Origin of the sequence: Streptomyces sp. NPDC016459 (assembly GCF_040632845.1) — a bacterium.
Taxonomy (GTDB): domain Bacteria; phylum Actinomycetota; class Actinomycetes; order Streptomycetales; family Streptomycetaceae; genus Streptomyces.
Map to the genome: position 1 here is coordinate 939,734 of NZ_JBEYCR010000002.1, position 24,350 is coordinate 964,083.

Annotated in this window: 18 protein-coding genes; 15 read left to right on the forward strand and 3 right to left on the reverse strand. The window is 71.2% G+C overall.

Annotation, left to right across the window (positions count from 1 at the left end; all coding sequences use genetic code 11):
• Positions 1 to 38 precede the first annotated feature (38 nt).
• From ABZ567_RS09955 to serA, 6 genes are all read left to right on the forward strand, one after another.
• Complete coding sequence (locus ABZ567_RS09955; RefSeq protein WP_360786425.1) at positions 39 to 1,004, forward strand: 2-hydroxyacid dehydrogenase; 966 nt, start codon at positions 39 to 41, stop codon at positions 1,002 to 1,004.
• Between the two features lie 800 nt (positions 1,005 to 1,804).
• Positions 1,805 to 4,777, forward strand: coding sequence for an EAL domain-containing protein (locus ABZ567_RS09960; RefSeq protein ID WP_360786427.1), 2,973 nt, complete (start codon positions 1,805 to 1,807; stop codon positions 4,775 to 4,777).
• A gap of 212 nt (positions 4,778 to 4,989) precedes the next feature.
• On the forward strand, positions 4,990 to 6,840 hold the full coding sequence (locus ABZ567_RS09965; protein WP_360786429.1) for an acetolactate synthase large subunit: 1,851 nt from the start codon (positions 4,990 to 4,992) through the stop codon (positions 6,838 to 6,840).
• Between the two features lie 41 nt (positions 6,841 to 6,881).
• Entirely contained in the window at positions 6,882 to 7,409 is a 528-nt protein-coding gene (gene ilvN / locus ABZ567_RS09970; protein ID WP_317875137.1) for an acetolactate synthase small subunit, read from the forward strand.
• A 119-nt stretch (positions 7,410 to 7,528) separates the two neighbouring features.
• Complete coding sequence (gene ilvC / locus ABZ567_RS09975; protein WP_360786431.1) at positions 7,529 to 8,530, forward strand: ketol-acid reductoisomerase; 1,002 nt, start codon at positions 7,529 to 7,531, stop codon at positions 8,528 to 8,530.
• Between the two features lie 271 nt (positions 8,531 to 8,801).
• A complete protein-coding gene (gene serA, locus ABZ567_RS09980) occupies positions 8,802 to 10,391 on the forward strand; it encodes a phosphoglycerate dehydrogenase (protein ID WP_360786433.1) in 1,590 nt (529 codons plus the stop codon).
• Between the two features lie 326 nt (positions 10,392 to 10,717).
• Here serA and ABZ567_RS09985 read toward each other — a convergent pair whose 3' ends face one another.
• Complete coding sequence (locus ABZ567_RS09985) at positions 10,718 to 11,830, reverse strand: helix-turn-helix domain-containing protein (protein ID WP_360786434.1); 1,113 nt, start codon at positions 11,828 to 11,830, stop codon at positions 10,718 to 10,720.
• A gap of 184 nt (positions 11,831 to 12,014) precedes the next feature.
• Between ABZ567_RS09985 and ABZ567_RS09990 the strand changes: the two genes are divergently transcribed.
• Both ABZ567_RS09990 and pruA read left to right on the forward strand, forming a co-directional pair.
• The gene (locus ABZ567_RS09990) at positions 12,015 to 12,992 is read left to right on the forward strand and encodes a proline dehydrogenase family protein (protein WP_360786435.1); all 978 of its coding nucleotides are present in this window, start codon (positions 12,015 to 12,017) and stop codon (positions 12,990 to 12,992) included.
• A 30-nt stretch (positions 12,993 to 13,022) separates the two neighbouring features.
• Positions 13,023 to 14,654 carry an L-glutamate gamma-semialdehyde dehydrogenase gene (gene pruA / locus ABZ567_RS09995; protein ID WP_360786436.1) on the forward strand — a complete coding sequence of 544 codons (1,632 nt, stop codon included), beginning with the start codon at positions 13,023 to 13,025 and terminating at the stop codon, positions 14,652 to 14,654.
• A gap of 136 nt (positions 14,655 to 14,790) precedes the next feature.
• Here the strand turns inward: pruA and ABZ567_RS10000 are convergent, their stop codons facing one another.
• Positions 14,791 to 15,672 (reverse strand): alpha/beta hydrolase, encoded by an 882-nt coding sequence (locus ABZ567_RS10000; RefSeq protein ID WP_360786438.1) that lies wholly within the window; start codon positions 15,670 to 15,672, stop codon positions 14,791 to 14,793.
• A gap of 108 nt (positions 15,673 to 15,780) precedes the next feature.
• Here ABZ567_RS10000 and ABZ567_RS10005 point away from each other — a divergent pair, with 108 nt between their 5' ends.
• From ABZ567_RS10005 to ABZ567_RS10020, 4 genes are all read left to right on the forward strand, one after another.
• Positions 15,781 to 16,317, forward strand: a complete 537-nt coding sequence (locus ABZ567_RS10005; protein ID WP_360786440.1) for a GNAT family N-acetyltransferase — start codon at positions 15,781 to 15,783, stop codon at positions 16,315 to 16,317.
• A gap of 349 nt (positions 16,318 to 16,666) precedes the next feature.
• Positions 16,667 to 16,798 (forward strand): hypothetical protein, encoded by a 132-nt coding sequence (locus ABZ567_RS10010; RefSeq protein ID WP_266897031.1) that lies wholly within the window; start codon positions 16,667 to 16,669, stop codon positions 16,796 to 16,798.
• A gap of 80 nt (positions 16,799 to 16,878) precedes the next feature.
• Positions 16,879 to 17,919 (forward strand): 3-isopropylmalate dehydrogenase, encoded by a 1,041-nt coding sequence (locus ABZ567_RS10015; protein ID WP_360786443.1) that lies wholly within the window; start codon positions 16,879 to 16,881, stop codon positions 17,917 to 17,919.
• Positions 17,920 to 18,173: 254 nt separating this feature from the next.
• Positions 18,174 to 19,280, forward strand: coding sequence for a branched-chain amino acid aminotransferase (locus tag ABZ567_RS10020; RefSeq protein WP_360786444.1), 1,107 nt, complete (start codon positions 18,174 to 18,176; stop codon positions 19,278 to 19,280).
• 25 nt (positions 19,281 to 19,305) lie between these two features.
• On the opposite strand, the gene ABZ567_RS10025 is transcribed toward ABZ567_RS10020, so the two are convergent.
• On the reverse strand, positions 19,306 to 20,727 hold the full coding sequence (locus ABZ567_RS10025; RefSeq protein WP_360786446.1) for a cytosine permease: 1,422 nt from the start codon (positions 20,725 to 20,727) through the stop codon (positions 19,306 to 19,308).
• Positions 20,728 to 20,862: 135 nt separating this feature from the next.
• Between ABZ567_RS10025 and ureA the strand changes: the two genes are divergently transcribed.
• From ureA to ABZ567_RS10040, 3 genes are read left to right on the forward strand one after another with little or no spacing between them, the layout of a single operon-like run.
• Entirely contained in the window at positions 20,863 to 21,549 is a 687-nt protein-coding gene (gene ureA, locus ABZ567_RS10030) for an urease subunit gamma (protein ID WP_360786448.1), read from the forward strand.
• Complete coding sequence (locus tag ABZ567_RS10035) at positions 21,549 to 23,231, forward strand: urease subunit alpha (RefSeq protein ID WP_360786450.1); 1,683 nt, start codon at positions 21,549 to 21,551, stop codon at positions 23,229 to 23,231. The genes ureA and ABZ567_RS10035 overlap by 1 nt, the downstream gene beginning before the upstream one ends.
• 19 nt (positions 23,232 to 23,250) lie before the next feature.
• Positions 23,251 to 24,267, forward strand: coding sequence for an agmatine deiminase family protein (locus tag ABZ567_RS10040; RefSeq protein ID WP_360786452.1), 1,017 nt, complete (start codon positions 23,251 to 23,253; stop codon positions 24,265 to 24,267).
• The last annotated feature ends 83 nt before the right edge of the window (positions 24,268 to 24,350 follow it).

A 24,350-nucleotide genomic window follows, 5' to 3' on the forward strand; every position in this document is an offset into this window, starting at 1 on the left:
CCAATGGCACACGAACCTCTTCGCATAGCCTCCCGGTCATGAGACGTGATGAGACGACCGCTGACGTGTGGCTTCCGATTCCCGCGGAGGAGATCGAAGGACTCCCCGAGCCGGGTACGGCGGGCCTGAACTACCGCCTCTGGGACGGGGGTCCGGACTTTCCCGCCGACCCGGCGCACTGCGCGTTCTACGTCGTCCCGTACATGAAGGGCACGGAGATCGCCGTCCGGCCGCTGGCCGCGATGACCTCGGTCCGGGTCGTGCAGACGCTGTCCGCGGGCATCGACCACGTCACGCCCGGCATCCCCTCGCTCCGGCCCGGCGTCGCCCTCTGCAACGCGAAGGGCGTGCACGAGGCCAGCACCGCCGAACTCACGCTCGCGCTGACCCTGGCCTCCCTGCGCGGCATCCCGGGTTTCGTACGCGGCCAGGACACCGAGGAGTGGCGGGCCGGCTTCTACCCGGCGCTCGCCGACAAGTCCGTCCTGATCGTCGGGTACGGGTCGATCGGCGCCGCTATCGAGGACCGGCTCGCGCCCTTCGAGTGCGCGCGGGTCGCGCGCGTCGCACGCTCCGCGCGCACCACAGCGCGCGGTCAGGTCCACGCCCTGACGGACCTGCCCGCGCTGCTCCCGGAAGCGGACGTCGTGGTGCTCTCCACTCCGCTCACCCCCGGGACCCTGCACCTCGCCGACGCCGGTTTCCTGGGCCGGATGAAGGACGGGGCCCTCCTCGTGAACGTGGCCCGCGGGCCCGTCGTGGACACGGCCGCCCTGCTCAAGGAGGTCGAGAGCGGCCGGATCGGGGCGGCGCTCGACGTCACCGACCCGGAACCGCTTCCGGCCGGGCATCCGTTGTGGCACGCTCCCGGTGTCCTGATCAGTCCCCATGTGGGAGGTTCGACCTCGGCCTTCATGCCTCGCGCGAAGCGGCTGATCGCGGGGCAGCTGCGGCGGCTCGTGGCGGGCGAGGAGCTGGTGAACGTCCTCTTCACCACCGGCTGAGCGGCCCGCTCCGGGTGTGGCGTGTGCGCGGTGGGGAAGGCGGTCGGCGCCGGTTGGGCCGGTCGGGTGGTGCGCGCCCCCGACACGCGCTGCGTACAAGCCCAGAGCAGTCACGGAGAGTACTGCGACCCTGTCCCTGAGTGACGGTCCTGGTGTATCGTCCCGGAGCGGGGGGCTGCGTCGAGTACGGGCTGACGCTGGGGAGCGACGTGACGGGACATCAGATTCCGAGGGGGGCGACGGGTGGAACACGGCCGGAGGACCGACGATCCGACGTGGCGACGCCGCCGACGGCGAGCCTTCCGCGCCTTGCCACCGGCCTCGCGCGTTCCGTTCCGGACCAGTCCGAGCCACCCCGCGCAGCCCACACCACCGGGCAGCCGGACACCCGTGGGGACTCAGAACGAGATCCACGACCGGCCGCCGAGCTGCCGGACACCCGGCGGGACTCAGGACCGGACGCACGAGCGGATGCCGAGCCGAACGCCGGGTGGGGCCCGGGGCAGGACGCCGCGTCGGACACCCGTGGGGACGCAGAACGAGATCCACGACCGGACGCCGAACCGTACACCCGGCGGGACTCAGGACCGGACGCCGAACCGGACGCCCGGCGGGACTCAGGGCAGGACGCCGAGCCGGACGCCCGGCGGGGCCCAGGGCCGGACCCCGGCCCGCGCGCCCTGGCCCTCGCCCCCGCGCCGGACGCCGCCTGCGGCGCCCCCGTACCGGAGCCGGCTCCCGCTGGTGCGCCGACCCCCGCTGGTGTGCGGACCCCCGCGGGCGTGCCGGAGCCTGCCGGTGTGCGGGACCCCGCCGGCCCGCACGGCTGCCACGGGCACGCCCCCGGGCGCCCCGACGAGCCGTCGGCGCGCCCGCACGACGCGGCCGGGTGCGGTGGCGCGGTCCCGGGGAGCCCGGTGACCGCGCCCGGGGCGGTCCTCGCGCGCCGCCCCGTCAGCGACGACGGCGGCGACCCCGGCCGCCCCGCCCCCGGGCGCCCCGGTGTCGGAGGGGTCACCGCCCAGATCGCCCTGGGGCTGATCTGCGCGGGCTACACGACCGGCGCCTCGTTCGGCTGGGGCTCACCGGAACTCGCCCTCTTCATGGGCGACTTCGGACTCAGCGCCGCCGCCCTCACCGCCGCGGTCTCCTGCCTCCTCTACGCCCGCACCCACCGCGGCAGCGCCCGTCCCGCCTGGCTGCTCTTCGCCTTCTCCTCCCTCATGGCCGCCGCGGGCAACGCGGTGTGGGGGTGGTACGAGGTCGTGCTCCGCGCGGAGGTGCCCGACTCCTCCGTCGCCGACCTCTTCTTCCTCCTCTTCGCGCCGCCCGCCATCGTCGGGCTCCTCGTCCTCGCCAAGAAGCCCGTCACCCGGGCCGGCTGGGTCTGCCTCGGGCTCGACGCCTGGCTCATCGGGGGCTCCCTGCTCACGCTCTCCTGGAGCCTCGCCCTCGCCAGGACCGCCCACGTCCAGGACGAGTCCGTCGCCCAGTCGGCGCTGTCGCTCGCGTACCCGCTGCTCGACATCGTCCTCGTGAGCATGGTCCTGGTCCTGCACTTCCGGCGCTCGCACGCGAACCGGTCGGCGACCAACACCGCCATCGCCGCCCTCGCCCTGACCGTCCTGTGCGACGCCCTGTTCACCTCGCCGCTGTTCCGCGAGAACTACGCCTCGGGCCAGCTCCTCGACGCCGGCTGGTTCGCCGGCTCCCTGCTGCTCGCCTACGCGCCCTGGGGGGCGCGCCGACTCCCGGACAGCGCCACGCCCGCGCGGGGACCGTGGCTCCACAGCCGCCCGGTCGCCGGCTCGCTCGCCGCGCTCACCCCATACCTCGCCGCCGCGGTCTGCACCCTCGGCATCCTCTACAACGTCGTCGAGGGTCGCAGGGTCGACCGTGTCGTCGTCCTCACCGGCTGCACGGTGGTCCTCGCCCTGGTCGTACGACAGGGCATCATGCTCCTCGACAACATCGCCCTCACCCATGAACTGGCCCAGAAAGAGAACCACTTCCGGTCACTCGTGCAGGGTTCGAGCGATGTCATCATGATCGCCGCACCGAGCGGGATCCTCCGCTACGTCAGCCCCGCGGCCTCCGGCGTCTACGGCCGGGACGCCGAGGAGCTGATCGGGTCCGAGCTGGCCTCGCTCATCCACCCCGAGGACCTCGGCGCCGTCGTCCACGAGGTCCGGCGCTTCCTGGCCACCTCACCCGCGGAGGAGCCCACCACCCGGATCGAGTGCCGCTTCCGCTCGGGCCGCGGCGACTGGCTCCACGTCGAGTCGACCGTGAACAGGCACCAGGGCGGCCTGATCTTCAACAGCCGGGACGTCACCGAGCGCGTCCGGCTCCAGGCCCAGCTCCAGCACAACGCCGAGCACGACCCGCTCACCGACCTGCCCAACCGGGCGCTCTTCACCCGGCGCGTCCGGCAGGCGCTCGGCGGCCGCCGGGCCTCCGACCCCGGGACCGCCGTGCTCTTCATCGACCTCGACGGCTTCAAGGGGGTCAACGACCGCCTCGGCCACCAGGCGGGCGACGACCTCCTCGTCCAGGCCGCCCGCCGCCTCCACGACTCCGTACGGGCCGGGGACACGGCCGCCCGGCTCGGCGGCGACGAGTTCGCCGCGCTCATCCTCGGGGACGGCGGCCGCGACCAGGCGGCCCGCCGGAGCCAGGTCCAGGAGATCGCCGACCGGCTCCGGCTGACCCTCTCCCGGCCGTACCGTCTCGACGGCGGCAACGAGGTGCGGGTCGCCGCCTCCATCGGGGTCGCCTTCGCCGAGCCCGGCATCGAGGCCGGCGACCTCCTGCGCAACGCCGACCTCGCCATGTACCGGGCCAAGGCGGCCGGCAAGGACCGCGTCGAGCTCTACGCCCCCCAGATGCAGGCCGAGGTGGTACGCAGGACCGAGCTGGCCGCCCGGCTGCGGACCGCCCTCCACGACGGCGAGTTCGCCCTCCTCCACCAGCCGGTCGTCGATCTCTCCACCGGCCGGATCTCCGCCGTCAGCGCCCAGGCGCGCTGGCGTTCCGCCCAGGGCATCCTCTTCACCCCCGCCGAGTACCTCCGGGTCACCGACGACGGTGATCGCACCGCCGAGATCGGCCGTTGGCTGCTCGAAGCGGCCGTGGAGCAGGCCGCCGAGCGGGCGGGAATCGGCCACCGCACGCCCGTGTCCATCCGGCTCTCGGCCGGTCGGCTCCTGGACCGCTCGCTCCCGCTCGGCTCGGTCGAATCACTGCTGACCCGGCACGGTCTGCCGTCCGGTTCGCTGATCATCGAGGTCGGCGACGGCGATCCCGGGACCTCCCTCGACGAGCTGGAGCAGCGCCTGGTCACCCTCCGCCGCCTCGGGGTGCGGATCGCGCTCGACGGATTCGGCGGAGGACATGTGGCGATCAACGCGCTCCGACGGCTTCCCGTCGACATACTGAAGCTGGACCGGGCCCTCGTGGAGGGCGTGGTCGAGTCGGCGCGGCTTCGCAAGATCACCCGCGGCGTGCTCCGTATCGCCTGTGAGCTCGGCATGCAGACCGTCGCCGAGGGCGTCGACGTACCCGAGCAGGTCGTCGCCCTGCGGGCGATGGGCTGCGGCCACGCCCAGGGCATGGCCTTCTCGGGCCCGCTCGACGAGTACCGGCTGCGCAGGGCCCTGGTCCGGGACGAGTACCCACTGCCCGGCGCGGTTCCCGTCCGGGCCGGAACCGTCCCCCGTTCCGGTCACATACTGAGACGCCCGTCCCACCCACTTGACAGTGGCGAGGGCTGAGAGGGAGGGTCAGTGCCATGCGCACCCGAATTCTCGTACTTGGAAAGCGCGTCGGCTGAGGCAGGGCTCCACCGGACCCCGCTGAGAACGCACCCGACGCGCTCCCCTCGCTTGCCTCACGGCACGAGGGGTTTTTTGTTGCACCGGCTCGCCCCCAAGTCGCTGCAAACCCTCGCAAAACAGCTCGCACAAACCCTCTGCTTCGAGAAGAGATGCTGATGACCGACCAGGCCACCGGGCACCATCCGCAGCCGCGGCCCCGTAGCGGCGCGCAGCCCGCCACCACCGTCGAGCACGTCACGGGTGCGCAGTCCCTCATCCGTTCTCTCGAGGAAGTGGGCGCCGACACCGTCTTCGGCATCCCCGGCGGCGCGATCCTCCCGGCCTACGACCCGATGATGGACTCGCAGCGGGTGCGCCACATCCTGGTCCGCCACGAGCAGGGTGCCGGGCACGCGGCCACGGGTTACGCCCAGGCGACCGGCAAGGTCGGCGTCTGCATGGCCACCTCGGGGCCCGGTGCGACCAACCTCGTCACCCCGATCGCCGACGCGCACATGGACTCCGTCCCGCTCGTCGCGATCACCGGCCAGGTCGCCTCGAAGGCCATCGGCACGGACGCCTTCCAGGAGGCGGACATCTGCGGCATCACGATGCCGATCACGAAGCACAACTTCCTCGTCACCAAGGCCGAGGACATCCCGCGGACGATCGCGGAGGCCTTCCACATCGCCTCCACCGGCCGTCCGGGTCCGGTCCTGGTCGACATCTCCAAGGACGCCCTGCAGGCGAAGACCACCTTCAGCTGGCCGCCGCAGACCGATCTGCCGGGCTACCGTCCGGTGACCAAGCCGCACGCCAAGCAGATCCGCGAGGCCGCCAAGCTGATCAGCGCGGCCAAGCGCCCCGTCCTGTACGTCGGCGGCGGTGTCCTCAAGGCCGGTGCCACCGGTGAGCTGAAGATCCTCGCCGAGCTGACCGGCGCCCCGGTCACCACCACCCTGATGGCCCTCGGCGCCTTCCCCGACAGCCACCCGCTGCACGTGGGCATGCCCGGCATGCACGGCGCGGTCACGGCTGTCACCGCGCTGCAGAAGGCCGACCTGATCGTCGCCCTGGGCGCCCGCTTCGACGACCGCGTCACCGGCCGGCTGGACAGTTTCGCCCCGTACGCCAAGATCGTCCACGCGGACATCGATCCGGCCGAGATCGGCAAGAACCGCACCGCCGACGTCCCGATCGTCGGTGACGCCCGCGAGGTCATCGCCGACCTGATCCAGGCCGTCCAGGCCGAGCACAGCGAGGGCAACAAGGGCGACTACACCGCCTGGTGGAGCGACCTGAGCCGCTGGCGCGAGACCTACCCGCTGGGATACGACCTGCCGGAGGACGGCAGTCTCTCGCCGCAGCAGGTCATCCAGCGCATCGGACAGCTCGCCCCCGAGGGCACGATCTTCGCCGCGGGTGTCGGCCAGCACCAGATGTGGGCCGCCCACTTCATCGACTACGAGCGGCCGGCCACCTGGCTGAACTCCGGCGGCCTCGGGACGATGGGGTACGCGGTCCCCGCCGCGATGGGCGCCAAGGCCGGCATGCCCGACAGCCCGGTCTGGGCGATCGACGGCGACGGCTGCTTCCAGATGACCAATCAGGAGCTCACCACCTGTGCTCTGAACAACATCCCGATCAAGGTCGCCATCATCAACAACGGTGCTCTGGGGATGGTCCGGCAGTGGCAGACCCTGTTCTACAACCAGCGTTACTCCAACACCGTCCTGCACTCCGGACCGGACGACATCCAGGCCAACAAGGGCACTCGCGTCCCCGACTTCGTCAAGCTGTCCGAGGCCATGGGCTGTGTCGCCCTGCGCTGTGAGGACCCGGCCGACCTGGACAAGGTCATCGCCGAGGCCAATGCCATCAACGACCGGCCCGTCGTCGTCGACTTCATCGTCCACGAGGACGCGCAGGTCTGGCCGATGGTCGCCGCCGGCACCTCGAACGACGAGGTCATGGCCGCCCGGGGCGTCCGCCCCGACTTCGGCGACGGCGAAGACGACTGAAGCGCGGAACGAAGCAGAGCGAAAAGGAAGAGACCCAGACCATGTCCACCAAGCACACGCTCTCCGTTCTCGTCGAGAACACGCCCGGCATCCTCGCCCGGATCGCCGCCCTGTTCTCCCGCCGCGGCTTCAACATCGACTCCCTCGCCGTCGGCGTCACCGAGCACCCCGACATCTCCCGCATCACCATCGTGGTCAGTGTCGAGGACCTGCCCCTCGAGCAGGTGACCAAGCAGCTCAACAAGCTGGTCAACGTCCTGAAGATCGTCGAACTCGAGCCCAGCGCCGCGATCCAGCGCGAGCTCGTCCTGGTGAAGGTCCGCGCCGACAACGAGACCCGCTCCCAGATCGTCGAGATCGTGCAGCTGTTCCGCGCCAAGACCGTGGACGTCTCGCCCGAGGCGGTCACCATCGAGGCCACCGGTTCGAGTGACAAACTCGAAGCGATGCTCAAGATGCTGGAGCAGTTCGGCGTCAAGGAGCTCGTCCAGTCCGGCACGATCGCCATAGGGCGTGGTTCCCGGTCCATCACGGACCGGTCCCTGCGGGCCCTCGACCGCAGCGCCTGAGAGTCGTCGACGGTCGACGGCCGGTCCGTCCGGCGGTCCGACTGACGAGACCCGAAAACCTTCCTCCCGCTCCCCGCCGTACGGTGGGACGCAACACCAGCACCTCAAGGAGATTCCCAGTGGCCGAGCTGTTCTACGACGACGACGCCGACCTGTCCATCATCCAGGGCCGCAAGGTCGCGGTGATCGGTTACGGCAGCCAGGGCCACGCCCATGCGCTGTCGCTCCGTGACTCCGGTGTCGATGTCCGCGTCGGTCTGCAGGAGGGCTCGAAGTCCAAGGCCAAGGCCGAGGAGCAGGGTCTGCGCGTCGTCTCCGTGGCCGAGGCCACGGCCGAGGCCGACCTGATCATGATCCTCACGCCGGACCCGATCCAGGCCCAGGTCTACGAGGAGTCCATCAAGGACAACCTGAAGGAGGGCGACGCGCTCTTCTTCGGCCACGGCCTCAACGTCCGCTACGGCTTCATCAAGGTGCCCGAGGGCATCGACGTCGCCCTGGTCGCCCCGAAGGGTCCGGGCCACCTGGTCCGCCGTCAGTACGAGGAGGGCCGCGGCGTTCCGTGCATCGCCGCCGTCGAGCAGGACGCGACGGGCAACGCCTTCGCGCTGGCGCTCTCGTACGCCAAGGGCATCGGCGGCACCCGCGCCGGCGTCATCAAGACGACCTTCACCGAGGAGACCGAGACCGACCTCTTCGGCGAGCAGGCCGTTCTCTGCGGCGGCACCGCGGCGCTGGTCAAGGCGGGCTTCGAGGTCCTGACCGAGGCCGGCTACCAGCCGGAGATCGCCTACTTCGAGTGCCTGCACGAGCTGAAGCTCATCGTCGACCTCATGTACGAGGGCGGCCTGGAGAAGATGCGCTGGTCGGTCTCCGAGACCGCCGAGTGGGGCGACTACGTCACCGGCCCCCGGATCATCACCGACGCCACCAAGGCCGAGATGAAGAAGGTCCTCGCGGAGATCCAGGACGGCACCTTCGCCAAGGAGTGGATGGCCGAGTACCACGGCGGTCTGAAGAAGTACAACGAGTACAAGTCCCAGGACGAGAACCACCTCCTGGAGACCACCGGCAAGGAGCTGCGCAAGCTCATGAGCTGGGTGAACGACGAGAAGGCGTAGCCTTCCCGGGCTGGGGGTCCCCCCACGCCCCCTGGGGCGTGGGGGAGGGCCGGGCACTGTGTCCGGCCCCTTCCCGCATCGTTGGACACCCCGTCCAACCACGGACGGGTGATCCTTCCACCGAGGCGCATGAACCACGCCGTTGCACCACTACACTTCTCAACAACATTCGCGTTCAGGCCCACAGCGTCGTGCGCTTTCACGCGGCAAGCCCCCTCCACCGCCTGCGGCCGTCGGGACGGCCGTCCGCACTGGATCTGTGAGGACTCACGTGAGCTCGAAACCTGTCGTACTCATCGCTGAAGAGCTGTCGCCCGCCACCGTCGACGCGCTGGGCCCGGACTTCGAGATCCGGCACTGCAACGGCGCCGACCGCGCCGAGCTGATCCCCGCCATCGCCGATGTGGACGCGATCCTGGTCCGTTCCGCGACCAAGGTCGACGCCGAGGCCCTCGCCGCCGCGAACAAGCTGCGGGTCGTCGCCCGTGCCGGTGTCGGTCTGGACAACGTCGACGTCTCCGCCGCCACCAAGGCCGGCGTCATGGTCGTCAACGCTCCGACGTCGAACATCGTGACCGCCGCCGAACTCGCCTGCGGTCTGCTCGTCGCGACCGCGCGCAACATCCCGCAGGCCAACACCGCGCTGAAGAACGGCGAGTGGAAGCGCAACAAGTACACGGGTGTCGAGCTGAGCGAGAAGACCCTCGGCGTCGTCGGCCTCGGCCGCATCGGTGTCCTGGTCGCCCAGCGCATGTCCGCCTTCGGCATGAAGATCGTCGCGTACGACCCCTACGTGCAGCCGGCCCGCGCCGCCCAGATGGGCGTGAAGCTGCTCGCCCTGGACGAGCTGCTCGAAGTCGCCGACTTCATCACGGTCCACCTGCCGAAGACCCCGGAGACCCTCGGTCTCATCGGTGACGAGGCGCTGCACAAGGTCAAGCCCTCCGTCCGCATCGTGAACGCCGCGCGCGGCGGGATCGTCGACGAGGCGGCGCTGTACACCGCCCTCAAGGAGGGCCGGGTCGCCGGCGCGGGACTCGACGTGTACGCGAAGGAGCCCTGCACGGACTCCCCGCTGTTCGAGCTCGACCAGGTCGTCTGCACCCCGCACCTCGGTGCCTCCACGGACGAGGCCCAGGAGAAGGCCGGCATCGCCGTCGCCCGCTCGGTGCGTCTCGCGCTCGCCGGTGAGCTCGTCCCGGACGCGGTCAACGTGCAGGGCGGTGTCATCGCGGAGGACGTCAAGCCGGGTCTGCCGCTCGCCGAGAAGCTCGGCCGGATCTTCACCGCGCTCGCGGGCGAGGTCGCGGCCCGCCTCGACGTCGAGGTGTACGGCGAGATCACCCAGCACGATGTGAAGGTGCTCGAACTCTCCGCGCTCAAGGGTGTGTTCGAGGACGTGGTCGACGAGACCGTGTCGTACGTCAACGCCCCGCTGTTCGCGCAGGAGCGCGGCGTCGAGGTCCGGCTGACGACGAGCTCCGAGTCGCCCGACCACCGCAACGTCGTCACCGTGCGCGGCACGCTCGCCAGCGGCGAGGAGGTCGCGGTCTCCGGCACGCTGGCCGGCCCGAAGCACCTCCAGAAGATCGTCGCGGTCGGTGACTACGACGTGGACCTGGCGCTCGCCGACCACATGGTCGTGCTGCGGTACGAGGACCGTCCGGGTGTCGTCGGCACGGTCGGCCGGATCCTCGGCGAGGCCGGTCTGAACATCGCCGGCATGCAGGTCTCCCGCGCGGAGGAGGGCGGCGAGGCGCTCGTCGTGCTCACCGTCGACGACACGCTCCCGGTGCCGGTGCTCGCGGAGATCGCGGAGGAGATCGGCGCCACCTCGGCCCGTTCCGTCAACCTGATCTGACGCACGCCTCCGTACCCGGCACCTGTCCGTCCTGCACGGACGGACAGGTGCCGGGTACGGTGCTGCCATGGGACCTGGCGCTCACCGTGGAGGGAAGCCGCGCGAGGCGATCAGGGAGCCGCAGCGGGCGGACCGGCTCGACACGGCCGAGGCCTTCCCCGGTTCCACCAGGGGCTGCCCTCGTGCTCCGTCAGGACGCGGGCCGCGGTCGCCGTCCGGGCCGCCCGTCGGCGCAGTGCCCCGACCGATCTGCCCGGTACCCCGTGATCATGGGAAAGATCCTCTGAACCGCCCCCGGCCGGAAACCGGCCTGGACGGGCGGCCGTTCACAGCCGGGCGGACTTCAAGGACATGTGGAGCAGCAGGCGGTCCTCGCCGTCGTCCAGGTCGAGGCCCGTGAGCTGTTCGACCCGGGACAGCCGGTAGTAGAGGGTCTGGCGGTGGATGCCCAGGGCCGCCGCCGCGCGGCCCGCTTGGCCCGCGTTGTCGAGGAACACCTCGGCGGTACGGGCAAGTTCTGTGTGGGCGGGGGCGAGCAGCGGGGCGACGACGGGGTCGATGTCGGGGTGGTAGAGCGCCGCGAGCAACCGGTACGGGCCGATCCCGGCCCACTCCGCGACGGGACCGAGCGTCGGCTGTGCCGTGGCGGCGCGGGCCGCCGTGTTGGCTTCGCGCCAGGCCGCCGCGAGTTCCGCGAGGCCCCGGCGGGGGGTCGCGATGCCGGCCGGGGCGGTGGCGCGGAGCCGGTCGGCGGCCGTGTGGGCGGGGGAGAGGTCCTCGGCGGTCCTCAGCCGCACCAGGACGGCGAGGGACTCGCCCTCGGGGAGGGTGGTGACCGCCGCCGCGCCGGGGACCGCCCGGATCGAGGGGGCCTCGCCCTGCCAGGGAGTCACGCAGACGACGGTGTGCAGTCCGTCGGCGCTGGGGCCGAGGGCGGCCCGGAGCGCCGCCACGGCCATGTCGTTCTGCCAGCCGCGTCCGGCGGTCAGGACCGCGGCGAACTCGCGCGAGAGGTCCGCGTCCGCGCGCTCCTCGTCGGCGAGGAGGTCGCCGATCCGGGTGGCGACCTCCATCGCGGCCGTGAGCTGGGCGGGCGTGGGGCCGGGCTCGGCGTCGAGCAGCCAGACGTACCCGAGGACGATGCCCCGGTGCCGTACGGGCAGGCAGAGCCGGTCCCGGAACACCCCGGCGTCCGGAGCGGCCGGGATGCGGACCGGGCCCGCCGCCCGGGTGATGCCGAAGCCCTCGAACCAGGCGCGGACCGCCGGGGTCGACTTCCGGGTCAGGATCGACCGCGTCCGGACGGGGTCCATCGCGGAATCGTCGTCGCTGTCGTGGGCGCCGAAGGCGATCAGACCGAAATCGCGGTTCTCCAGCGTCGCCGGGGCGCCGAGCAGCGCGGAGATCTCGTCGACCAGTTCTTGGTAATCGCCCTTCACCGCCCCATTCTCGCACCCTCTCAGACATCTGTATGAGACGCCGGGCACGGATGCGTGACAGCTGTAGATGGCGGAAGATCGGAGCGATCCATAGGTTTCACGGTGGTTCTTCGTGCTGTTCCCGGTTTCTCACGAATGATCGGGTAGAGCATCCTTCGTCACCCTGTTCCTTCTGGAGGTCCCCGTGCTGGGTCCCGTGATCCTCGCCGCGTCGCGCAGCGACAAGATGCGCCGTTTCGTGTCGGCCGCCCCCGGGACCAAGCAGGTCGTCGCCCGCTTCATCGCCGGTGAGTCGGTCGACGACGTCGTCCCGATCGTCCAGGAGCTGAGCGCCCGCGGCCTCGAGGTCACCCTTGACGTCGTCGGCGAGGACATCACCACCGTCGAGCAGTCGTACGCCGCCCGGGACGCCTACCTGGAGCTCATCGGCCGCCTCAAGGAGCTGGGCCTCGGCGAGCGCGCCGAGATGTCCGTGAAGCTGTCGATGTTCGGCCAGTCCCTGGAGATCGACGGGGACGAGCCCGCGGGGCGCTCGGCTGAGGGCGGGCGACGCATGGGCGGCCACGAGCTGGCCCTCGCGAACGTCCGGCCCGTCGTCGCGGCCGCCGCCGAGATCGGCACCACCGTCACCCTGGACGCCGAGGACCACACGACCCTCGACTCGATGTTCGCCATCCACGAGGAGCTGCGGAAGGACTTCCCGCAGACGGGCTGCGTCATCCAGGCGTACCTCTTCCGCACCGAGGACGACGCCCGGCGCCTCGCCGAGAACGGCTCCCGCGTCCGGATCGTGAAGGGCGCCTACAAGGAGCCCGCCTCCGTCGCCATCCAGGACAAGCCCGGCATCGACAGGGCGTACGTCCGGATCCTGAAGATCCTGATGGACGGCAAGGGCTACCCGATGATCGGCTCCCACGACCCGCGCCTGATCTCCATCGGCCAGGAGCTCGCCCGCCGCGCCGGGCGCAAACTGGACGAGTACGAGTTCCAGATGCTGTACGGCATCCGGGGCGAGGAGCAGCAGCGCCTCGCCGCCGAGGGGCACCGCATGCGCGTGTACACCGCCTACGGCACCGACTGGTACGGCTACTTCATGCGCCGCCTCGCGGAGAAGCCGGCCAACCTCCTCTTCTTCGTCCGCTCCATCCTCACCAAGGGCTGAGCCCACCTCTCACAAGGAGTATCGAGACTTATGGACGCTGTCACCCAGGTCCCCGCTCCGGTCAACGAGCCGGTGCACAGCTACGCCCCCGGCTCCCCCGAGCGCGCCCGTCTGGAGGTCAAGCTCAAGGAGCTGGCCGAGAACCCGCGCGAGCTGCCGATGACCATCGGCGGTGTGAAGCGCCTCGGTGGCGGCGAGGAGTTCAAGGTCGTCCAGCCGCACAACCACAAGGCCGTCATCGGCACCTTCCGCGGCGCCACCACGCAGGACGCCCAGGACGCGATCGACGCCGCCCTGGCCGCGGCCCCGGCCTGGCGCGCGATGTCCTTCGACGACCGTGCCGCGATCATCCTGCGCGCCGCCGAGCTGCTCGCCGGTCCGTGGCGCGAGACGCTGGCCGCGTCCACCATGCTCGGCCAGTCGAAGACCGCCCAGCAGGCCGAGATCGACACCCCGTGCGAGCTCGTCGACTTCTGGCGCTTCAACGTGGCGTACGCCCGCCAGATCCTGGCCGAGCAGCCGCCGGCGAACTCCCCGGGCGTGTGGAACCGGCTGGACCACCGCCCGCTCGAAGGCTTCGTCTACGCGATCACGCCGTTCAACTTCACGGCCATCGCCGGCAACCTGCCCACCGCCCCCGCCCTCATGGGCAACGTGGTGGTCTGGAAGCCGTCCCCGACGCAGACCCACTCCGCCGTGCTCCTCATGGAGCTCCTGGAGGAGGCCGGCCTGCCGAAGGGCGTCATCAACCTGGTGACCGGCGACGGCATCGCCGTCTCCGAGGTGGCCCTGAACCACCGCGACCTGGCCGGCATCCACTTCACCGGCTCGACCAAGACCTTCCAGCACCTGTGGAAGACGGTCGGCAACAACATCGAGAAGTACCGCTCGTACCCGCGGATCGTCGGCGAGACCGGCGGCAAGGACTTCGTCGTCGCCCACCCCAGCGCCGACCGGGCCATCCTGAAGACCGCGCTGACCCGCGGTTCCTTCGAGTTCCAGGGCCAGAAGTGCTCCGCGTCCTCCCGCGCGTACATCCCGGCGTCCATCTGGAACGACGGCTTCAAGGAGGAGTTCGCGGCCGAGGTCGACGGCATCACCATGGGTGACGTCACCGACCTGTCGAACTTCATCGGCGCCGTGATCGACGAGCGTTCGTTCGCCAAGAACAAGGCGGCGATCGACCGTGCCGCGGCCGACCCGAGCTGCACGATCGTCGCCGGCGGTACGTACGACGACTCGGTCGGCTACTTCGTGCGCCCGACCGTCATCGCCTGCACCGACCCCGAGAACGAGGTCTTCACGACCGAGTACTTCGGCCCGATCCTCGCGATCCACGTGTACGAGGACGACCGGTACGACGACATGCTGACCCAGATGGAGTCGGCCTCGGACTACGCCCTCACCGGCGCGGTCATCTCCGGCGACCGCGCGGCGACCGCGCACACGATGGAGAAGCTCCGCTTCGCCGCGGGCAACTTCTACATCAACGACAAGTCGACCGGCGCCGTCGTCGGCCAGCAGCCCTTCGGCGGCGGCCGCGCCTCGGGCACGAACGACAAGGCCGGCGCCCCGCAGAACCTGATGCGCTGGACCCTTACCCGCGCCATCAAGGAGACCCTGGTCCCGCCGACCGAGTACGACTACCCGCACATGGGCTGACCCGCCCGCAGTGCCCCCTGATCACCGCCCCCCTCTTCGGTCCCCCAACCGAGGACGGGGGCGGTACCCCTTTCCGGCCCTCTTCCCCCGCTGCTCTTCCCCCGGTGGTCATGTCCCGGCGCTCATGTCCCCGCTGTCATCCCTGGACCCGGCGCCTCAGGAAGTCGTCGATCAGTGACGCGATCGCCGGGGCGTGGGTCTCCAGGGCGAAGTGGCCCGTGGGGAGGAGGTGGACCTCGGCGTCCGGGAGGTCGCGGCGGAAGGCCTCGGCGCCCGCGGGGACGAAGATCTCGTCGCCCTCGCCCCAGACCGCGAGCAGGGGGGCCCGGCTCGTGCGGAAGTACTCCTGGAAGGCGGGGTACAGGGCGAAGTTGGAGCCGTAATCGGCGATCAGGTCGAGCTGGATCTCGTCCTGGCCCGCGCGGGCCATCAGGGCGGCGTCATGCTGCCAGGCGTCGGGGCTGAGGAGGTCGCGGTACTCGGCGGGGACGCCCGTCTCGTACTGCCACCGGATGCCGTCGAGGGAGCGGATGGCGCGGACCGGGGCCTCGGTCTCGGGCGTGCGGTTCCCGATCAGGGCGAGGACCGGTGCCCAGGCCTCGGCGCCGAGGCCCTCCTCGTAGGCGTTGCCGTTCTGGCTGACGATCGCGGTGATGCGCTCGGGGTGGGCGAGGGCGAGGCGCAGGCCGATGGGGGCGCCGTAGTCCTGGAGATAGAGCGCGAACCGGTCGAGGCCCAGCGTCTCGGTGAACTCGGACGTCAGTGCGGCCAGTTCCGCGAAGGTGTAGTCGGTCTCGGTGGCCGAGGGGGCGGCACTGCGGCCGAACCCGAGGTGGTCGGGCGCGATCAGCCGGTAGTTCTCGGCGAGCGGCGGGATCAGGTCGCGGAACATGTGCGAGCTGGTGGGGAAGCCGTGCAGCAGCAGGAGGACGGGGGCGTCGGCGGGGCCCGCCTCGCGGTAGGCGATCTCGTGTCCTCGGACGACGGTGGTGCGGTGGCGGGTCGGCAGCACGGACATCGTTCTCACCCCTCATGTGCAGGTCACTGGTTAGGTGCGACTCAATCAGCCCCGTCCTAACCTGTCAATTGCCCCTTAGCGGTTAGTGGGGTGTGGAAGGGTGGCCGCATGACCGTGAGGATCGCGCCCACCCATGACGTCGGCGCCGACCGGCTCCGCTCCGTACGCGACCTGCTCGACGCCGCCTTCGACGGCGACTTCAGCGACGACGACTGGGACCACACCCTCGGCGGTGTCCACGCCTGGACCGAGGACGAGCAGGGCATCACCGCCCACGGCGCCGTCGTGATGCGCCGCGCCCTCCACCGCGGCCGCTCGCACCGCGTCGGATACGTCGAGGGGGTCGCCGTCCGCGCCGACCGCAGGCGGCAGGGACTCGGCGGACTCGTCATGGCCGAGCTGGAGCGGGTCATCGACGGGGCGTACGTCTTCGGGGCCCTCGGCGCCTCGGACGACGGGGCCGCGCTCTACCGGGCGCGCGGCTGGCAGGTCTGGCAGGGGCGCCTCGAGGTCATGGGGCCCGAGGGGATCGTCCGGCTCGCGGAGGAGGAGGGGTACGTCTTCCTCCGCCCGGCGGCCGGCCGGGAGCTGCCCGACCCCGCCGCCGCTCTCGTCTTCGACTGGCGGGACGGCGACGTGATGTGAGGGGCCGTCGCGCCGTCAGGACGTGAGCGGGTTCCGCCTCAGGGTGTGGGCGGCGGCACCTCGCGCCCTTTGATCCCGCCGAGTCCCGCCTCGGCGAGCCCCGCCGTCTCAGATAGTAGGAAGTCCGAGTAATTGTGGAGACAGATGCGGCTGCCTGTCCTAGCGTTGTAGGAGCCGAACGTCTCGCTTCATCAGCGAATGGCGGCCGAGAGCGCGATGCCCCTGTGCAGGTAACCCCTGCGGCGGCGCTCCCCGCCCCTGCCGGCGCCTTCGATCACCACTGATCTCCCCACCCGTGGATCCCCGCTGATCCCGCCGATCACCACTGATCTCAAGGAGTCGATCCCTCATGGCCACCCAGACCGCCCCCCGCGTCCGCCACTCCGCCAACCGTCCCAGCGACGAGGCCCGCCAGAACGCCGCCGCCGCCCTCCAGCGCGCACTCGACCGCCGTGACAACGGCGGCTCCACCGGCCACTGACCCCTCCCGTCCGACATGGCGGTTCGTCCACATGGTGGACGTTCCGTGTCAGACGATGGGACGAAGAGTAGGGTGCCGCCATGTCTCACAGCATCAATCTCGCAGTCATTCCCGGCGACGGCATCGGCCAGGAGGTCGTGGCCCAGGGCCTCAAGATCCTCGCGGCCGTCCTTCCCCAGGACGTGAAGCTGGAGACGGAGGAGTACGACTTCGGCGCCAAGCGCTACCACGCCACCGGTGAGACCCTCACCGACGCCGACCTCGACTCCCTCAAGAGGCACGACGCCATCCTGCTCGGCGCCATCGGCGACCCGTCGGTGCCCTCAGGCGTCCTGGAGCGCGGCTTCCTGCTGAAGCTCCGCTTCGCCTTCGACCACCACGTGAACCTGCGTCCCTCGAAGCTGCTCCCCGGCGTCGCGACCCCGCTCGCCGGGCAGCCCGAGATCGACTTCGTCGTCGTCCGCGAGGGCACCGAAGGCCCGTACACGGGCAACGGCGGCACCATCCGCAAGGGCACCCCGCACGAGGTCGCCACCGAGGTCTCGGTCAACACCGCCTTCGGTGTGGAGCGGGTCGTCCGGGACGCCTTCGCCCGCGCCCAGGCCCGCCCGCGCAAGAAGCTGACGCTGGTCCACAAGAACAACGTGCTGACCTTCGCCGGCCACCTCTGGACGAACATCTTCCAGAAGGTCGCCCAGGAGTTCCCCGAGGTCACCACCGACTACCTGCACGTCGACGCCGCGACGATCTTCCTCGTCACCGACCCGGCCCGCTTCGACGTCATCGTCACCGACAACCTCTTCGGCGACATCATCACCGACCTCGCCGCCGCCGTCTCCGGCGGCATCGGCGTCGCCGCCTCCGGCAACATCAACCCGAGCGGCGAGTTCCCCTCGATGTTCGAGCCGGTCCACGGCTCCGCGCCGGACATCGCGGGCCAGGGCAAGGCCGACCCCACGGCCACCGTCCTCTCCGTCGCCCTCCTCCTGCGCCACCTCGGCTACGAGGCCGAGGCCGCCCGGGTCGAGACCGCCGTCGCCGCGGACCTCACCGAGCGCGGTACGGCCGCCCGTACGACGGACGAGATCGGCGACGCGCTCGCCGCGCGAGTAGCGAGCTGACCCGCGCCGACTGTCATCCGACAGCAGCCGCCGGGTCGCACCTGCACCCGGCGGCTGTACCTGTGCGGTCGCGGGGTGCCACCATCGAATCCTGGACCGCGTTCACCCGTTTCGTGCACCGGTCCCCGCGGGCGATAATCGGACGTGGGGCCGCGGCATGCGGGCATGCTCGGACGTCCCCAGTCATGGACCTCGGTCGATGACGGGGGCGTGAGCGCGGTCCTCCCCACACAACCGGTGAAGGACACGCACTCATGACGACGCCCACGATCGAGCTCAAGCCCTCATCCAGCCCGCTGTCCGACGCGGAGCGCGAAGCGATCCTGGCCGACCCCGGATTCGGCCGCCACTTCACCGACCACATGGTCACCATCCGGTGGACCGAGGGCCGGGGATGGCACGACGGCCAGCTGGTGCCGTACGGCCCGCTGCACCTGGATCCGGCGACGAACGTCCTGCACTACGCGCAGGAGATCTTCGAGGGCCTCAAGGCCTACCGCCGCCCCGACGGCTCGGTCGCCAGCTTCCGCCCGGACGCCAACGCGCGCCGCTTCCAGGCCTCCGCGCGCCGCCTCGCCATGCCGGAGCTGCCCGTCGAGACCTTCGTCGAGGCCTGTGACGTGCTCGTCCAGCAGGACAAGGCGTGGGTCCCGGAGCACGGCGGCGAGGCCTCGCTCTACCTGCGCCCGTTCATGATCGCGACCGAGGTCGGCCTCGGGGTCCGCCCGGCCAACGAGTACCTCTTCGTGGTCATCGCCTCTCCGGCGGGCCCGTACTTCCCCGGCGGCGTGAAGCCCGTCTCCATCTGGCTCTCCGAGAACCGCGTCCGCGCCGTCCCCGGCGGCATGGGCGACGCCAAGACCGGCGGCAACTACGCGGCCTCCCTGCTCGCCCAGGCCGAGGCCATCGCGAAGGGCTGCGACCAGGTCGCCTACCTCGACGCCGTGGAGCACAAGTGGGTCGAGGAGCTCGGCGGCATGAACCTGTACTTCGTGTACGCGGCCGAGGGCGACCGGAAGCCCAGGCTGGTCACCCCCACCCTCACCGGTTCGCTGCTCGCCGGCATCACCCGTGACTCGCTGCTCACGATGGCGGCGGACCTCGGCCTTGAGCCGGTGGAGGCCCGTGTCTCGATCGACCAGTGGCAGGCCGACACCGAGAACGGCACCCTGACCGAGGTCTTCGCCTGCGGCACCGCCGCCGTGATCACCCCGGTCGGCACGGTCAAGTGCGAGCGGGGCGAGTGGCAGCAGTCGGGCGGCGAGCCCGGCGAGGTCACGATGAAGCTGCGCGAGGCGCTGCTCGCCGTCCAGACCGGCAAGGCCGAGGACGTCCACGGCTGGATGCACGAGCTGGGCTAGGGACTTTCCGGGCAGGCCCCAGGGCCTACTCCGTCGTCGCCAGGGCTTCCGGGGCCGTCACGGTCCCGGGGGCCCTGTTCGGTGTCAGTACGGCGTACAGCGCGCCGCCCACGATCCCCGACAGCACGAAGCTGCAGTCGATCCCGCCCGTCAGGGCGAGCAGCGGCCCCTCGTAGAGGGGTGTCGACACCGAGGCCAGGCCGACCGCCGCGCCGATCGCCCAGGAGGCTGTGGCGCGCGGGTGCCAACCCGCCGCGTACCAGTAGATCCCGCCGTGCGCCCGGCGGTTGTAGACCTGGAGGGCCTCCGGGTCGTACGCCCCGCCGCACCGGGCGTGGCCGATCAGCGTGATCACCGCCCACGGCGTGCCGATGGCCGTGAGGAGCAGCACGAACGAGGTCATCGCCGTCTGCGCGTCCGACGCGAAGTGGCCGAGGAAGACGAAGACGGTCGCCACGGCCGCCACCACGAGGGTGGCGCGGGCCCGGGTGGCCCTCGGCAGGATCGCGTCCAGGTCGAGCCCCATCGAGTACAGCATCAGACCGGCGTTGCCGACGGACCCGGCCGTGGCCGCGATCAGGAGCGGGACCAGGTACCAGCCGGGGGAGGCGGCGACGAGCGGCCCGGCGTAGTCGAGGGCCCCCCGGGCGGCGAGCGCCGTGTACGTACCGAAGAGCTGGGGGATCAGCAGCCCGACGACCAGGCCCAGACAGGTGGCCCCCCAGACCTTCGCCGCGCTGTGCCGCTCGGGGGAGACGTACCGGGTGTAGTCGCCGAGCAGGGTGATGAAGGCGACCGGTCCGCTGAGTCCCGCGGCCACCGCCGAGAGCAGCCACGTCGGCCAGAAGGAGCCGAGCAGATACGGGGTGTCCGGCACCGCGGCCGTGGTGAAGTCCCCCGCGTAGGCGAAGAGGCCCACGGCGAGGAGGACGGTCATGCCGAGGGCGAGGGCCTTGCTCAGCCTGAGCAGCAGCCGGTAGCCGTACACCGCGGCGACGGCCGTGCAGGCGGCGAGCAGCGCGTAGACGGCGGCGTGGGTGGCGCCGCCGGTCGGCAGGCCGACCAGCCGGGCCAGCGTGCCCACCATGACGTCGCCGCCGATCCAGAGGGTCAGCGCGGTGTATCCGAGTGAGAGCAGCAGGCCGACCACCGAGCCGACGAGCCGGCCGCGGACGCCGAAGAAGGCGCCGGACGAGGTGGAGAGATTGGTCGCGGTGCGCAGCGACACGAGCGCGAGCGGCGCGGTGACGGCGACTCCGACGAGGGTGCCGGCGACGACGGAGGTCACCGAGCCCCACAGGTCGAGACCGAAGGAGACGGGGAGCCAGCCGAAGACGATCACCCCCAGGCACAGGTTCGATCCGAGCAGGATCGCGACGAGGTCGCGGGGGCCGCTGGTGCGTTCGGCCTCGGGGATCGTGTCGACTCCGCGCTGTTCTATCGGCATGGGGTCTCCTGGGGACGGGAGCGGCGGACAATTTAGAGTGGCGCTCAATGTGACCTGTGGCCGTACCTCCCGTCAATGCTTGGAACCGAGCGTCTCAGCATTTAGAGTGGCGCTCAAACAGGAGGTGTTTCGGACGTGCGACTGACCCCCACGGAACGCGACCGGCTGCTGCTCTTCGGGGCCGCCGAGCTCGCCCGTGCCCGCCGGGCCCGGGGCCTGCGGCTCAATGTCCCCGAGGCGACCGCGCTCATCGCGGACACGGTCTGCGAGGCGGCCCGCGACGGCAAGCGGCTCGCCGAGGCGATCGCCGCCGCCCGCTCGGTCCTCGGCCCCGACGACGTGCTGCCCGGCGTCGCCGACGTGGTCACCGAGATCCATGTCGAGGCGGTGTTCGACGACGGCTCGCGGCTCGCGGTCGTCTCCGACCCGATCGGGGGCGGCGGCCTGGGGGACGCGGCGCCCGGCGCGCTGCTGCCCGGCCCCGGGCACGAGGAGGCGGAGCCCGCGCTCACCCTCCTCGTGCGGAACACGGCCACCGTCCCGGTGAGCGTCACGTCCCACTTCCACTTCTTCGAGGTCAACCCGCGCCTCGCCTTCGACCGGGCCGCCACCTACGGCATGCGGCTCGCCATCCCGGCCGGCGCCTCCTTCCGCTTCGACCCGGGCGGCGAGGCCGAGGTCGGGCTCGTGCCGATCGGCGGCGCCCGTGTCGCCATCGGCTTCGCGGGCCTGGTCGACGGCCCGCTGGACGCGCCCGGCGCGAAGGAAGAAGCCCTGCGCAGGGCGCGGGCATGCGGCTACCTGGGAATCGAGGGCAACTGATGGACCCGTACGAGTACGCATCCGTGCACGGCCCGCGCGCCGGCGACCGGGTCGTCCTGGGCGACTCCGGACTCGTCGTCCGGGTCGAGTCGGACTCCCAGAAGCCCGGCGACGAGTTCCTCGCGGGCTTCGGCAAGACGGCCCGCGACGGACTGCACCTGAAGGCCGCCGCCGTCCGGGAGACCTGCGACGTCGTCATCAGCAACGTCCTCGTGATCGACGCCGTCCTGGGCATCCGCAAGGTGTCCATCGGCATCCGCGAGGGCCGGATCCACGCCATCGGCAGGGCCGGCAACCCCGACACCCTCGACGGCGTCGACGTCGTCGTCGGCACCGGCACCTCGATCGTCTCCGGCGAGGGCCTCATCGCCACCGCCGGAGCCGTCGACACCCATGTCCACCTGCTGTCGCCCCGCATCATGGAGGCCTCGCTCGCCAGCGGCGTCACCACCGTCATCGGGCAGGAGTTCGGCCCCGTGTGGGGCGTGGGCGTCAACTCGCCCTGGGCGCTGCGCCACGCGTTCAACTCCTTCGACGCCTGGCCCGTCAACATCGGCTTCCTGGCCCGTGGCTCGTCCTCCGACCCGGCCCCGCTGGTCGAGGCCCTCGCCGAGGGCGGAGCCTCCGGCTTCAAGGTCCACGAGGACATGGGCGCCCACACCCGCGCCCTCGACACGGCACTGCGGGTCGCCGAGGAGCACGACGTGCAGGTCGCCCTGCACAGCGACGGACTCAACGAGTGCCTGTCCGTGGAGGACACCCTCAGCGTCCTGGACGGGCGTACGATCCACGCCTTCCACATCGAGGGCTGCGGCGGCGGGCACGTACCCAACGTCCTCAAGATGGCGGGCGTGCCGAACGTCATCGGCTCCTCCACCAACCCCACGCTCCCGTTCGGCCGCGACGCCGTCGCCGAGCACTACGGGATGATCGTCTCCGTCCACGACCTGAAGACCGACCTCCCCGGTGACGCCGCCATGGCACGCGACCGGATCCGGGCCGGGACGATGGGCGCGGAGGACGTCCTGCACGACCTCGGCGCGATCGGGATCACCTCCTCCGACGCGCAGGGGATGGGAAGGGCCGGCGAGACCGTACGCCGGACCTTCGCCATGGCCGGGAAGATGAAGGCCGAGCTCGGACCCATGGAGGGCGACGGCCCGCACGACGACAACGCGCGCGTCCTGCGCTACCTGGCCAAGCTCACCGTCAACCCGGCGATCGCCCACGGCCTCGCCCACGAGATCGGCTCGATCGAGACCGGGAAGCTGGCCGACATCGTGCTGTGGCGGCCGGAGTACTTCGGCGCCAAGCCGCAACTGGTGCTCAAGTCCGGCTTCCCCGCGTGGGGGGTCGTGGGCGATCCCAACGCCGCCACCGACACCTGTGAACCGCTGGTCCTCGGGCCGCTGTTCGGCGGACACGGAGCCACGGCCGCCGACCTCTCGGTCGCGTTCGTCGCCCGGGCCGCCGTCGACCTCGGCGCCGACAGGATGCCGACCCGGCGCCGCCGCGTCCCCGTGCGCGGCACCCGCGGCATCGGCCCGGCGGACCTGCTGCTCAACTCCCGGGTCGGAGACGTCCAGGTCGACGACCGCACGGGCCTCGTCTCCCTCGACGGCTCCCCGATCCGCTCCGAGGCGGTCGACTCCGTCTCCCTCAACCGCCTCTACTTCCTCTGACCTTCCTTAGGACTCCCCGATGACCTACCGCATGCCCGCCGAGTGGACGCCGCACGAGCGCACCTGGATGGCCTGGCCCAGCCCCAACCCCACCTTCACCGACGAGGACGAACTCGCCGAGGCCCGCGCCGCCTGGGCGTCGGTGGCCCGCGCCGTCCGCCGTTTCGAGCCGGTCACGCTGGTCGTCGCCCCCGGCGACGTGGAGTCGGCCCGCGCCCTCGTCGGCCCGGACGTCGACCTGGTGGAGCGGGACCTCGACGACGCCTGGATGCGGGACATCGGCCCCACCTTCGTCACGAACGGCACCGAACTGGCCGCCGTCGACTGGGTGTTCAACGGCTGGGGCGCCCAGGACTGGGCGCGCTGGGAGCACGACTCCAAGATCGCCCGCCATGTCGCGGACCTCGCGGAGGTCCCCGTACTCACCTCCCCCCTCGTCAACGAGGGCGGTGCCATCCACGTCGACGGCGAGGGCACGGTCCTCCTCACCGACACCGTCCAGCTCGGATCGGGCCGCAACCCCGAGTGGACCCGCGAGCAGGTCGAGAACGAGATCCACGCCAAGCTCGGCACGACGAAGGCGATCTGGCTCCCCAACGGCCTCACCGGCGACTACGGCCTCTACGGCACCCAGGGGCACGTCGACATCGTCGCCGCCTTCGCCCGCCCCGGCACCGTCCTCGTCCACAGCCAGCAGAACCCGACCCACCCCGACTACGAGCGGTCCCGGATGTACGTGAACATCCTGCGCGGGCAGACGGACGCCGAGGGCCGCCCCCTGGAGGTCGTCGAGATCCCGGCCCCGACCGTCCTCAAGGACGAGGAGGGCGACTGGGTCGACTACTCCTACATCAACCACTACCTGTGCAACGGCGGCGTGGTCCTCTGCGCCTTCGACGACCCCCACGACGAACTCGCCGCCGAGATCTTCCGCCGCCTCTTCCCCGACCGCGAGGTCGTCCTCGTCGACGCGCGGGCGATCTTCGCAGGTGGGGGCGGCATCCACTGCATCACCCAGCAGCAGCCGAAGGTCTGAGCCGCGCGGGCATGCGGTAGAACGTACGAGTGAGTCAGAGCAGCAGCCCCCCGCCCCACCCCCGCCGGCGCAACCAGTCCGCC